Genomic DNA, 12698 nt, shown 5'->3' with positions numbered 1-12698 from the left:
GAGATCCTATTCCAACAAAACTAGTAAACGTCTCAATAATTACTATTGCAGCAAAGTAAAACAAACTGGACAACCTAGATTTCAAACTGTAAGATTAGATGTTGGTGAAATCGGGCAGCAAAGCATATATAGAAAATAGGTGTTAATTTTGAAAATCAATAAAAAATTTGAACCAATAATTTTTAATCTCTTTATGATTTTAGGTATATCTAGTATTATCTCTTTCGTCATGGTCTCAATGAATGTTGGGTATACAACTTTATTTCTCAAATCATGGACGAAAACATGGGGAATTGCTTTCGTACTTGCATTTTCAGCTTCTAAATTGCTACCCTTTGTAGTGAAAAGGATAATGAAAATATTCACATTTGTTGAGAAAGATGCTTAACAATACAGTGATGCACTACTCTGTTTCATTCCAATTAAAAAAGGTTATTATCACAAAAACTTAACCTAGTAAAATAATATTCGGATGAGAGTCCATACGTATTATGAAACGTACAATGTTTTGAATTGAAGGAAGGCACCTTAAAAGTTGTCTTTTCTTTATATGTTAAAAAAGCTCGCCTATTTCCGTAGGCGGGCTTTATCTTTATTACACAATATGAAAGTATACTCTCTTTTTCTCTGAAATTTTATGTAATTATACATATTCATAAAAATAGAAGAAGTAAAATATCCCAAAACAAAAAATGAGCTACATTCCCCTAAGATAAAGTTGTTATTACAACAGCTTTTCTCTTAATGACCAATCTTATCATCTCTCTTCATTTGAATTCCTCCTTTCTATAAATATATTGATGAACTTTATCTATATATTCATGGTAATCATCCATTGAAAATTTATCTTCTTTAAAGCAAAATTCTGATTCAGAAAAAAGAAAATTGTACGTTTAGATACAATTTGGCAACAAACTAACTGTTTTCTTGTACACTAATAGACAACTACTGCAAGAGTTATAGTTTTATGCTTTCATTTTCTTTTTTGCATTTATCTTTTAATCAGATGAATGCTTTTTTTAGTACATAATAAAAAATATAAAAAAATAACTAGAAAAACTGTCACAAAATCCGTTTTTCTGGTTTCTCTATAATACAGGTATCAAATTGAAAGTGAGGTTTAAACTAATATGTTAACTATGGAAAATGAAGAAAGTCATGCTTCTGATATGACCTTTGAAGATTTATTTAAGCAGTACTATGCTTATGCTGTGAAACAGATTATATGGATTGTTAAAGATCAATCTATCGCTGAAGAGTTAGCACAAGAAGTATTTTTACAATTATATCGTAGCAATTGGAAAGTAATTGAAAACATACCGGGATGGCTGATTAAATCTTCTACTTATATAGCTTATAACCATTTTCGATCTGAAAAGAGGCAGCAAGCGAAGATTGATAAAGAAATACAATACCATGAAGTACAAAATGTTTCATCATTAGACGATGATTGGATAAGAAAAGAAGAAATTACAAAGGTCCAAACGATATTAAATAAAATGAATGATCGAGAACGAACCCTTTTACTCATGAAATTCTCTGGTTTTCAATATAAAGAAATTGCAGAAGTACTTCAAATTGAAATATCTTCTATTGGAACATTATTAGTCCGAGCCAAAATGAAATTTCGCAAGATTTATAAACAAATGGAGGAGGCATAACAAATGAAATGTTATGATATCGGGTTTATTCAAACATATATTGATGGAGAACTTTCTCATGATATAAGAAAGGAATTCACAAAACACTTAGATACATGTGAAGCATGCCAAGATTTATTAGTAGAAATCAATAAATTAAATCAATGGGAAAACGTAATGCTAGATGAAGAATCTGCAAATTCACCACAAGAAATCAAAATTGATGTAGAACAAGCATGGAAAACATTTGAAAGTCGTTCCAAGTTAGACAATGTTTCTAATATAAATCACAAAAAACAACAAAAGAAGGGAATGTTTACAAACATGAGTAAAAAATCAAAACGTTTCATTTATACAGCAGTAGCTGGAGCAGCACTTTTCACAGCAGCAATGATTCCACAAGTACAAGTGGCGGCTACAAATGTTGCTTCATATTTTTCTGATGCAATTACAAATGATAAAGTTGTAAATGAAGGAATAAGAGATGAAAATGGTGTCGTACAAGACATGATGAAGAATGGGAAATATATTCCTATTGATGAAAAAATTACAGATCAAGGTATTACTGTACATCTCAAAGAATTATTTATCGCAGATTCACGTATATCAGTTCATTATAGAATGGAAAAAGCTGACGGAAGTTTAGTACCATTTGAATTTGATACATCAGGATTAGATCTCCAAAGTGATGGTAAAATTAATGGGCAACAAGAGGAAAACCCTGAGATTAAAGATGATGGAAGACTATCATTTATCCAGGATTCAGATGATCGTCTTCCTTTTGAACTTATAGCAGCAGGTAAAAAATTAGATGAAATAGGCATTCGTGATAATGATAGACCCGAAGGTGTTTCTACATTTGTTATAACGACTGAAGAAAAAGACGTTTTTAAACAGCCCCTTACTTTAGACGTAAATATAACTAGAATTGGAAAAGTAATTGGATCTTGGAAAGCTCAGATCCCAATTGATACTTCACATTTGCAAAAGAATACGAATTAACATGAAAAAAAGAATAGAACAATATGTATCTAATTCTCAGTTTATATGTTTTCTTGTTTTCGTTACATTTATTTCTTATATAATTTTTACTCTATCTTTTATTTATGATTTAAATGTATAACCTTAAATCAATCATTTAAGACCATTACAAGAAAAAGCCCCCCTAAAAAAGTAGGGAAATACATAACCGGTTTCTTAACATATAAGGAATCGGTTATTTTGTATTTAAAATGCGTTTGAGAGTATAATTTTCTTTTTTGTAAAAAAGAAAAGACACCCTAAGGTGCCTTCCTCCGACTTGAACCATCTTAATTTTAATAATATGTATTGGACTCCCATCCAATTATTATTTTACCATGTTAAGTTGTTTTGTTTATTGAGAAATACAATAATTTACTTGTGCTGGTTGTCTGTATGAGGTCTTTTTGTAGTCCATACAGCGATTAACAAAAGAACAATAGATAAAAATATTCTTAGTGCAAAAGAATGTACATGTGTCTATATTTTGAGTAGCAGGAAATTATGATTACATTTTTTGCCCCTAAAAGTGTATGTGTCTTTTCTATTATTCTATTTTCCGCATCATTATCGCCACATCAAGTAATGGCAGCAGGGGATCCAGAACCTCCAGTAACAATAATGAATCCAGATGAACCTCTCAAACCAAAAAGCTATATTCAAAGTAAAGATTCATTATATGAAGAAACAGGAGGCCTTTACACAGAAGAGGATCTCAAAAACACCATACCTAAAGATAAAACAAAAACGCCGGACAACTCCATCAAATTAAATCCATCATTTGAAAAACCACCTATGAAAGAAAAAGATAAAAAGCAACAATTTGCACCATCAACTTATCCAAGCAATGATCCTTTTCCTACTAAAGCAATAGTTCCTAAAACTTCAGAAAAGCTATATTTCCGCTGTCCCCTTAGGTGATGCATTTACTAACATGCTAAACGCTGATTAATTTTACGATTCCTTCAAGGTAACTACATGAAAAAAAGTGAAAGCTTCTTCGATTTCATCGAGGACGTTTTCACTTTTTAAACTAAGAATATTTTTTAATAGCCTTTGAATGCAGACCCTTTTCTTATTCACATAAAACTTAAACCCTTAAAGAACCACGAAAACCTCTGGCAGCATAGTAGGAATCTGCTCCATTATGGTACACAAAAACATGTCCGAAGCGATAATCACAGAAAAGTGCACCACCAAGTTCTCTAATATCTGAAGGTGTTTGTACCCAACTTGATGATTTTATATCAAAATTCCCAAGTTGTTGTAACTCTCGATATTGCTCTTCAGTTAATAATTCAATCCCCATAGCATTTGCTACATCAATAACCGTATTTTCTGGTTGATGTTTTTTTCTTGATTCTAGCGCTTCACGATCATAACAAAGACTTCTGCGGCCTTTAGGACTCTCCTTTGAACAATCACAGAAAGTATACTCATCCTTCTCTTCGTCATAATTAATAACATCTGGCTCACCACCAGTTACTTCCATTTCATTAAGTGACCACAATTTTTCAGGATTAGCAGCCAACTTCTCTTCAACTTTAGACCATTCAAGATCTTCATGGCGGTTCATATTTTTCTCAAAACGAGCTTTTAATACTTTTAATAATTCTTCTCGTTGTTCTACTGATAACTCATTTTTATTCTTTGTCATATTAGTCCTCCGTATTATGTTCCCTTATAATCACTTAAGTATATGTTTTATAATAACTCTTCTCAATAATTGTTTTACAGTTTACAACAAATTATATAATTTGTTGTATCTCTTTTTCAACAATTTGAAAAAAGCATCTGAAACAGATGCTTTTTCTCATTATCACTACATAAACGTAATCGTCACTAAAGAATATCCTTCTTTCGCATTATACGGCTCAGCTTTATAAGAAACACGATTCGCTCCTTGCGGATAACCAATTTCTCCAATTACTTTTTTCACATCTTGCAATGCGCCATCCATTGATTGCTTATAAAGGATTTCAATCTGTTTTGAATTTGCGCTATAACTTTTCTGCATTTTATTTTTTAATTCATTATAGTTATTTGCGATATATTCATTTCCTAAATAATTTAGCTTTGTATCTTTTAATATTTGCTGATATGCAGGAATTTTCGTACCACCTGCCGCAATTTTATTTGTTAATGTACTATAATAATTTGTTGTAGCTTGCGGATAATCACTTCTATTCCACTCATGATTTCTTGCGATTTGCTCATCAGATAAGTTGAAATAAGAATACGTTACACGGCCTTGTTCATCTGGCACCGGATCATCGAATGTTGTATCAAGGTGATACCATTTGTTTTCGATTTTCACTAAATTCCAAGCATGAGGCTGACCGTCTCCAGTTCCTACTACAAAATGATTCTCAATTCCAGCTTCTTTTAATAATTGATAAGTTAATAGTGCGTAACCTTGGCAAACCGCAGAACGATTTACGAGTGCTTCATATGCTGTGTAAGCTTTATAAGACGTATCATAAGAAATATGCTTTACGACATAATCATGAATCGCCTTCACTTTTTCATGATCATCCATTCCAACTTGCGTAATAGAAGAAACAATTGCCTTTGCTTGCTTCATTACATATTCCGTTTGTTCTTTCGTTTCACGATATGTAATCTTTAACGTAAACGTATAATTTCCAGGCGATCCAGAAATGCCATATGAAACATTCGATCTATTATAATTTGTATACTCATTTTTACTTGCAACTTCTTTATATGCATCGAAAAGTGTATTCATTACTTCTTCTGGATTACCATTTTTCGTTTTATATGGAAGTGTAATATTCGTTTCGTACATATTAATACGCTTTTGCACTTCATCTTTGAATGCTACTAATAATGCCGCATCTCCGGTATCTTGCACCGCAACTTCAGGCTTTTTATATTTCAAAGTATTATATAAAAACTGTGCATACTGTTCGCGTGTTACCGTTTTAGATGGCTCAAATTTCCCTTCGCCTGTACCAGAAGCAATTCCGGTTGACTGCACTGCGCTAATAGCGTTTTCACCCCAAAAACCATTTGGAACATCGTTAAATGTATGCTTTTGTTTCGCAGAAAGATGAAAAGCGTTTGTTAAAATTTGCGCCATTTCCGCACGACTCACAGGAGCTTTCGGTCTAAAATTCCCTTTCTCATCTCCTTTAAATACCCCTGCTTTTGTTAACATTAAAATTTCCTCAGGGAACATCGTAGAATTCTGATTAATATCGCCATAAGGATTATTAAACTTAGATCCGTCCTTTAATACATAAAGAGTATTATTGCTACTAAACGTTCCGCCTTGTTTATTCGGTAGCATAACTCGATACACTAAAGCTGCAACTTGCTCTCTCGTCGCAACATCACCGAAACCAAATATCCCATTTCCATAACCTGAAATAATATTTTTACTCGCTAAATCTTTAATTGCCGGATACGACCAATGCGATGTAGGCACATCAGAAAAAACACCCGCCTCAGCAGCTTTCACATCACTGCCGTTTGCATACAATAAAGCACCACCAATAAGTGATAATGATGTAATTGATTTTAATAGTTTTGTGTACATAATTCCTTCTCCCAATACGTTCTCTATTTATATATTTTGTCGAAAAATCTAAAAGAATATGACAAAATATATTATACAATTAAAACTTTTTGAAGGATATACTAAGTTTTGAAATATGCAAAAACTCATATTGTTATAGGAATTCATAGTGATATTATGTTGTTTTACTTGTAGATATATAACATAGAAATAGCCCAAGTTCCTCATTGAAACTTGGGCTACTTCTTATACTTTTCGTTCTAGTGCAAAAACCATAAGAACTTGGCCATACGACCACGATTACTTTAACAAAGATTTTACTAGAAACTTATATATTATTTCACTGATTCTACTTGTTTTTCTAATTCTATTCCAAGGAATGTAGCAAGCTCAAGCATACCAAATTGATTCGCTACAGACTCTGCATCAGAATTATAGTTTGTATTTGTATTAATATCATACGTATAAATTGTTCCATCTGCACTACGAATAAATTCAATACCAGCAACGGTAATTTCATTTTCTTTCAAAAACTCTTTGTATTGTTCAATAATTGGCTCTTGGAAGTCCGATATAATTTCAAATTTTGTTTGCACTTCTTTCTCCCTCTCTTCTCCTACTGGGCAGAAAGCATCTTGAATCGAACACGCATCTGCTGGACAAAGTTCAAATCCTTCTGATGTATCTACTTTAACTGCATATACAAACTGGCCGCCTACAAACTCACAACGTGTAATGTATGGTTCTGGCGCTTCAATATATTGCTGGATTAAAGTAATTCCATCAATGGGTTCTTCAAACGTCGGACCATCCAAATATTGTTCTAAAGCATCAATAGAATGAAATAGTTGAACACCAAGACCTTTACCTGCACGGTTATGTTTTGTAATGAACGGTACTTCCCCTAACTCCCTTGCTGCTTTTACTATATGATCACGGCCCACAGCACCAATTGTTTTCGGCACTTGTATCCCAAAATTTCTTAATGCTGCATATTGATTCAATTTACTTACTTCAAGGCGTAATGCACGAGACCCATTAAATACTGTGCGCCCGTATCCCTCTAGCCAAGCAAGGACTCCTTCCGTCAACTCAGGTGCATATCGATGACCTCTCGTATGTGAAGAAGCACTCATGCGGCTATAAAAAACACCTTGAGGAGGTTCTTTTTCTAACGAAAGTGTTCCTTCATCTAAATGCCATTCCTCATAAGGTAACTCTAGTTCTTCTAACCTTCTCACCAAATGATCCGTCCATTCTTTATTCTCATGTAATATGTAAATTTTACTCATTTGTAATCAATTCCTTTCTTTTTGCTTCAACTAATGGCATCACTTTTTCAGAAAATCGTTTCATCTCTTCAAGCTGTGGCGAAAATTGTAAAAGTAATAACGTAACACCCACTTTTTCAAAAGCGAGTATCCTTTCTGCAATTTGTTCTGGTGTTCCGATTAGATTAGGACGTAACCCGCGATTGGATACGGAATAATCATTCAATTTCACTTGCTGTTCCAAATGCGATTTACTAATAAAGTCTTGGTAACCCGCGTAACCTAAAGCATCGTCTTTCACATCCGTTATGCGTCTCCATTCTTCTAATGCCTCTTCTTCTGTATCACGACAAATGACGTAAGCCGCAAGCCCAAATGACTGCAATGGCTCCTCTGTGACTTTCTTTCTACGTTTCTTCATATCTTCTATTTTCACAGATACCTCTTCCACTGTTCCCCCATGCATGACATATGCATCCGCGTGATTTACAATGACCTCTTTTCCTCTTTCACTTTCACCACCTGCATAAATCTTAATGCCCTGTTTCTGCACAGGCTTTGGACTTAAATGTGTATGATGAAGCTCATAAAAATTCCCTTTATAAGAAAACACTTCTTCTTTCCAAAGTTCCTTCAAAATTGTTACAAATTCCTCTGTGCGATCATATCTTTCATCATGTGCGGTAAATACTCCGCCATACTGCCTCGCTTCTTCTTCCCACCATGCTGAAACTACATTCAATGTAAAACGGCCATTACTTAATTGATCGATATTCGCTGCCATTTTCGCTGTAACTGCTGGATTGTGGAAGCCCGGTCTGACAGCTGTCATAATCTCTAATTTATCCGTTACTGCTGCAAGTGCTGCCGCAGTTGTCCACGCTTCTAAACTTGGTGCTGAAACACCTTTTATATCATTTAAGTTTAATTCCGCAATAAGTGTTGTTGAAAAACCTAATTGTTCTGCCGCTTGCGCTGTTTGTTTTGCATACTCAAACGTAGGCGGCATAGATTCATTATCTACATTTCGAAGCCATCCCCCAAAAATCGGTAACCAAAAACCATACTCCACTACCTATTCCCCCTTTACCTTTTAGCCATAAAAAAGGCTACTCTTATCAAAATAAGAGTAGCCTTCTTGACTAAGTGAACCGCTCTTATCTTTCAGGTGTTTCTTCACCTGCAGGATTTGGCACCTTTCGTCTCATACGAGGTTGCCGAAGTTTCATAGGGCCCGTCCCTCCACTTCTCAACATAAGAATTGTTTGGTTTCCATTTATTATAATCATCAGAATAATAAAAATCAATCATTTAATACTCATTTTTCCTATAAGTATTAAATGATATATAAGAAATCATATTTTTATAGAGCTTCATAAGGGTATTGTTTTACTTACGAATATATAAAGGGGTATGTTGTATCATGTCGAAAATATCATGTATAACCAAGTTGCTTTACTTCTATCTTAAAAACACAGCAAAAGAGGTGTTAGTAACATGAAAAATAAACGATGCGAGAATTGTGGTTCTACTACATTTAAAGAAGGAAGAGTTGGATCTGCTTATCATGCATATGTTTGTGAAGATGAATCTAGTAGATTCTTTTCAGGCGGGAAGCGTTCCAAACTATTAACCACATTTTGTTTAGAGTGCGGTGAGGTGCAATCATTTAGAGTTGAAAAACCAGATAAATTCAGAGAATAAAATATACCCAAGACACTTCTTGACGGTAGTGTTTTACTCATAGCCTCATTCTTTTTTTAGACGATTTGTTTTTTCTTCATATACACAAAAGAAAGAAAAATGAACAAATAACACAACAGTTAGTTACAACTATTGTGTCATTTAAACACTCAAACATCACTCACTAAAATCCTAGTGTAATGCAGGATGCGGCCATTGATAGTATATGTTTAAAAAAGATGAAATCACCGATTTCATCTTTTTTTAATACGTTATTTCGATTCTTTCTATTCAATATGTCGAATTTGTACTATCGTTTTTCAATTGGTAGTTTAAATGTAAAAGTACTGCCTTCCCCTAATTTACTTTCAACGGTAATTTTTCCTCCGTATAGTTCGACAATCCATTTCACCATCGACAATCCTAAACCTGTGTTTCCAATGTTTGAAGATGTTCGTGCTGCATCAACTCGATAGAAGCGTTCCCATATTTTCGTAATATGTTGCTCGCTGATGTCTATACCATTATCGGAGACTTTACCTATTATGTTGGGTTCATCACGGAACAGTTGTATATTCACACTGCCATTCTCTTTGCCATAAGCAATCGCATTCGTCAATAAATTCATTAATAAACGCATCATCAATGTTTGGTCTGCTTTAATAAATAGGTCTTCCTCTATATTTGTTGTTATTTCAATTGAAGATTCTTGAACCATTATAGAGAATACCTTTTACAATCCACCGACGAAGCTCGTACGGTCTTTGCTGTATTTTGTCAGATTAGTAGATTGTATTTATATGTTACCTTTAAAAGAAATTTATAATAGAATTTTTTGTGATTTTTTCTATTGGATTGTTTATGTTTAATTTCACAAAGAAAGATTAATTGTTTTACTTCTACATTTACCATTTTTTTACATAAACAAAATAATATTATACTAGGAATTATACATTATTAATTGAATATATTTATCGAGGTTGGCAAAAATTTGAAATCAGGAGAAAAATTTAGTCATTTATAATTTATTAGATTGATTACCATTTTATTTTGCACCTAAAATCAATGATTGTACTTTGAATGGTCTCTCAGCTTGCCTGAGGGACCTTTTTTGTTTGATATTACACTTGAACCGTTATAAAGGGGCGATAAAAATGAGAGAAAATCAAGTAAAAGCCTTTCTCTAATAAACAAAAAAAGAAGAGAATCAAAAATAAGATTCTCTTCTTTTTTCCTCATAGAAACAACTATATATTTTCGAGAATTATAATAAAAACATTTCATTTACTACTCTATTACATCAACCCCAACTCTAATTGCTGTATCTACTTGTTGGTTGTATAATGTTATTTTTTGAAAAGGATGTTGCACTAAAATAGACGTTAAATCATACACTCCTTTCTCTTTTTTTATTGGAATTTGAGATTGAACAGTAAAAACTGTATTTGGTTCTAAATCATAAAACAACACATCTTTATCATCTATAAATTTCATCTGCTCCCAATCAAATAATTGTATTAATGCGTATTGTTTTCTTGTATTACTATTATTTCCGACCTTCGTATAGAAATCCAGATTTTTATCATTAGTGACTTCTTGAGTCAACCATCTCTTGTAAGTATTTTCTTTAGCAATAAAAACACCATCTAGAATATTCTCTGTATTCTTTTCTCCGTAACTATTAAATTCAACTTGATTATTTACCGTCTCATCCTCACCTACTACTGTACTAAATCTTACAAATAGAAGATTGGATGAATCCGTTTGTTTCCTAAACTCTTCATCTAATACTTTTTTATCAGGGAATTTAGCAATAACAAAAATAATATCATGTAGTCCTTTTGGTAATGGTGGAATTTCTATAGGAATTTCTACTGATTCTCCCGCACCTACTTGAAAAGTGAAGTCTTTCGCTAACTCTCTATCATCAACTTTAAAATCACTTTGTTTATAATCAACAAGTAACAACATTTTGTAAACCCTTTCAGTTTTGATCAAATTCCCTAAAGAAATAAATTTTTTAAGGCTCTGACTTTCTTCTATATTAAAGTTGAAATCTTTCTCAATTTCCCCATTTTGATTATATATCCCTAAATTAATCCCGCCAGTTTCAGCGAAAGGTAATTTATCTCGATTTAACGTACTAGCAATAGTTGACTTAAAATTAGTACTATCTAATGAAATTTTCGGCTGATTATTCGTTTGTGTCTCTTGCTTCTTCTCAGTTTCTTTTGTGCAGCCACTAAACAACAATAATAATATTGATAATAATAGTATATACACTAGTCTGTTTGGATTCATCGGCTCACTCCTAAATAAACTTTATAAATATGAAAAGCAAATTAGAAACATATTCTAATTTGCTCATGAGAACATATTGTTATATCAAGTTCCGTAAGTTTCGGTATTCCAAGTCTGGTAACCATCTAATCGAAATTCATGTGTTCCGTAAGCCTCACCATCATCCCAAAAATTATTACTAATAAATACTTTCGCACCTGCATGGGAAGAATTGTATTGAGTATCTGTTGCACTATCTTTATAAATCCCATTGACATAACCCTTTGTTTTTGCATAAATATAATTTATTGTTTTTTTCTTGGTCTTTTTATTATTTGTATAAGCATCAGAGACCGAACTTGCTCCACCCGTCTGAGTGAAATCTGAATATGCAACATAATGCGCGCCACTACTTTTAACTTTATTATTCGGATTTAATAATGCTGGCGAAAAAGTTTTTAATGCTTTTCTCTCCACATCATATACAATTTCAGGAACTTTTTTATCCGAAACCATTTCTTTTTCTTGAGCAAATGAATGGATAGGAAGTGAAAATAAAGCAATCATTGATAAAGCAGAAATTGTTTTTTTCATAATTTTGCTCCTCTCAGCAATAAATTTGTTTTTTTAACTTCCATAAGTTTCTGTTTTCCAAGTTTGATAGCCCTTATTTGCAAAGATGTGTTCACCATATACTTCATCATCCCCTATATACCATGCTCCTTTATTGACTTCAGCACCTGCATGTGAAGCATTATATTGATCATCTGCTTTACTACCTACACTTCCGCCATCTACATAATGTTTCGTTTTAGCATAAATACGGTCAATTGATTTTCTTTTAGATTTACTACTACTTGTATATGAATCCGATGTAGACCAAGTACCTCCCAAAGCATACTGACCTGATTTAGCAGAATAATGTGGTCCTGCAGCATAATTTGTAATCTTTGAATCTAATGGAAGTGGTGAAAATGTTTTAGATGGTAATTTTTCATTATCATGTACTACAGGGCTAACACCTTCATTAGCTGATGCCTGACTAGATGGAGCAAATGTAATAAGTCCTAAAGCAAATGTTGACGACAATAAAACTGGTATGATTTTTTTCTTCATTGTTAACCTCCATTAAGAATATTAGGTACCTGTATGAATCTTATAAAAAAACAATCATACAAACAATAGTTTTTTTGTAAATTATTGTAATTTTATTTAAAGATTATTATAAATTATTTTAACGATTATTATATTTTTAAAAAACAAATG

The 12698-nt window shown here is 32.7% G+C and carries 12 protein-coding genes, 1 pseudogene and 1 riboswitch; of the genes and pseudogenes, 5 read left to right on the top strand and 8 right to left on the bottom strand.

Annotated elements, in window-relative coordinates:
* Positions 1 to 148 precede the first annotated feature (148 nt).
* The 4 genes from KVT31_RS10280 (at position 149) to KVT31_RS10265 (ending at position 3581) form a co-directional block, all read left to right on the top strand.
* Positions 149 to 388: a DUF2798 domain-containing protein gene (locus KVT31_RS10280; RefSeq protein ID WP_088095390.1), complete on the top strand. Its 240-nt coding sequence runs from the start codon at positions 149 to 151 to the stop codon at positions 386 to 388.
* A 742-nt stretch (positions 389 to 1130) separates the two neighbouring features.
* Positions 1131 to 1661: an RNA polymerase sigma factor SigX gene (locus KVT31_RS10275; RefSeq protein ID WP_088095389.1), complete on the top strand. Its 531-nt coding sequence runs from the start codon at positions 1131 to 1133 to the stop codon at positions 1659 to 1661.
* 3 nt (positions 1662 to 1664) lie between these two features.
* Entirely contained in the window at positions 1665 to 2642 is a 978-nt protein-coding gene (locus KVT31_RS10270) for a DUF4179 domain-containing protein (RefSeq protein ID WP_088095388.1), read from the top strand.
* A gap of 522 nt (positions 2643 to 3164) precedes the next feature.
* On the top strand, positions 3165 to 3581 hold the full coding sequence (locus KVT31_RS10265; RefSeq protein WP_249276694.1) for a hypothetical protein: 417 nt from the start codon (positions 3165 to 3167) through the stop codon (positions 3579 to 3581).
* Positions 3582 to 3750: 169 nt separating this feature from the next.
* Here the strand turns inward: KVT31_RS10265 and KVT31_RS10260 are convergent, their stop codons facing one another.
* The 4 genes from KVT31_RS10260 to KVT31_RS10245 form a co-directional block, all read right to left on the bottom strand.
* Positions 3751 to 4317, bottom strand: a complete 567-nt coding sequence (locus KVT31_RS10260) for a DUF4256 domain-containing protein (RefSeq protein ID WP_088095387.1) — start codon at positions 4315 to 4317, stop codon at positions 3751 to 3753.
* A gap of 165 nt (positions 4318 to 4482) precedes the next feature.
* Positions 4483 to 6219, bottom strand: a complete 1737-nt coding sequence (locus KVT31_RS10255) for an S-layer homology domain-containing protein (RefSeq protein WP_217613525.1) — start codon at positions 6217 to 6219, stop codon at positions 4483 to 4485.
* A 314-nt stretch (positions 6220 to 6533) separates the two neighbouring features.
* Positions 6534 to 7490, bottom strand: a complete 957-nt coding sequence (locus KVT31_RS10250; RefSeq protein ID WP_088095385.1) for an ATP-grasp domain-containing protein — start codon at positions 7488 to 7490, stop codon at positions 6534 to 6536.
* Positions 7483 to 8541: an LLM class flavin-dependent oxidoreductase gene (locus KVT31_RS10245; RefSeq protein WP_088095384.1), complete on the bottom strand. Its 1059-nt coding sequence runs from the start codon at positions 8539 to 8541 to the stop codon at positions 7483 to 7485. Before KVT31_RS10245 ends, KVT31_RS10250 begins: the two co-directional genes overlap by 8 nt.
* Positions 8542 to 8623: 82 nt before the next feature.
* Positions 8624 to 8730, bottom strand: a riboswitch (SAM riboswitch).
* Between the two features lie 236 nt (positions 8731 to 8966).
* On the opposite strand from KVT31_RS10245, the gene KVT31_RS10240 reads away from it, so the two are divergent.
* The gene (locus KVT31_RS10240) at positions 8967 to 9173 is read left to right on the top strand and encodes a hypothetical protein (protein ID WP_088095383.1); all 207 of its coding nucleotides are present in this window, start codon (positions 8967 to 8969) and stop codon (positions 9171 to 9173) included.
* Positions 9174 to 9462: 289 nt separating this feature from the next.
* Here the strand turns inward: KVT31_RS10240 and KVT31_RS10235 are convergent.
* The 4 genes and pseudogenes from KVT31_RS10235 to KVT31_RS10220 all read right to left on the bottom strand — a co-directional run.
* Positions 9463 to 9876: pseudogene (locus KVT31_RS10235) on the bottom strand (sensor histidine kinase); the annotation flags it as partial.
* 563 nt (positions 9877 to 10439) lie between these two features.
* Positions 10440 to 11453: a hypothetical protein gene (locus tag KVT31_RS10230; protein WP_088095382.1), complete on the bottom strand. Its 1014-nt coding sequence runs from the start codon at positions 11451 to 11453 to the stop codon at positions 10440 to 10442.
* A gap of 84 nt (positions 11454 to 11537) precedes the next feature.
* On the bottom strand, positions 11538 to 12026 hold the full coding sequence (locus tag KVT31_RS10225; protein WP_088095381.1) for a hypothetical protein: 489 nt from the start codon (positions 12024 to 12026) through the stop codon (positions 11538 to 11540).
* 33 nt (positions 12027 to 12059) lie between these two features.
* Positions 12060 to 12548, bottom strand: coding sequence for a hypothetical protein (locus KVT31_RS10220; protein WP_088095380.1), 489 nt, complete (start codon positions 12546 to 12548; stop codon positions 12060 to 12062).
* Positions 12549 to 12698 lie beyond the last annotated feature (150 nt).

This window comes from Bacillus sp. GbtcB14 (assembly GCF_019091205.1).
Classification (GTDB): Bacteria; Bacillota; Bacilli; order Bacillales; family Bacillaceae_G; genus Bacillus_A; species Bacillus_A cereus_AG.
Note: the sequence above shows the minus strand (reverse complement) of the source record. Positions and strands in the feature narration are given on the sequence as shown.

What these genes read in the sequence shown, in the direction of transcription:
- KVT31_RS10275 (WP_088095389.1), top strand. Translation starts at nt 1,131, where the DNA reads ATGTTAACTATGGAAAATGAAGAAAGTCATGCTTCTGATATGACCTTT.
- KVT31_RS10270 (WP_088095388.1), top strand. Translation starts at nt 1,665, where the DNA reads ATGAAATGTTATGATATCGGGTTTATTCAAACATATATTGATGGAGAA.
- KVT31_RS10265 (WP_249276694.1), top strand. Translation starts at nt 3,165, where the DNA reads ATGATTACATTTTTTGCCCCTAAAAGTGTATGTGTCTTTTCTATTATT.
- KVT31_RS10260 (WP_088095387.1), bottom strand. Translation starts at nt 4,317, where the DNA reads ATGACAAAGAATAAAAATGAGTTATCAGTAGAACAACGAGAAGAATTA.
- KVT31_RS10255 (WP_217613525.1), bottom strand. Translation starts at nt 6,219, where the DNA reads ATGTACACAAAACTATTAAAATCAATTACATCATTATCACTTATTGGT.
- KVT31_RS10250 (WP_088095385.1), bottom strand. Translation starts at nt 7,490, where the DNA reads ATGAGTAAAATTTACATATTACATGAGAATAAAGAATGGACGGATCAT.
- KVT31_RS10240 (WP_088095383.1), top strand. Translation starts at nt 8,967, where the DNA reads ATGAAAAATAAACGATGCGAGAATTGTGGTTCTACTACATTTAAAGAA.
- KVT31_RS10230 (WP_088095382.1), bottom strand. Translation starts at nt 11,453, where the DNA reads ATGAATCCAAACAGACTAGTGTATATACTATTATTATCAATATTATTA.
- KVT31_RS10225 (WP_088095381.1), bottom strand. Translation starts at nt 12,026, where the DNA reads ATGAAAAAAACAATTTCTGCTTTATCAATGATTGCTTTATTTTCACTT.
- KVT31_RS10220 (WP_088095380.1), bottom strand. Translation starts at nt 12,548, where the DNA reads ATGAAGAAAAAAATCATACCAGTTTTATTGTCGTCAACATTTGCTTTA.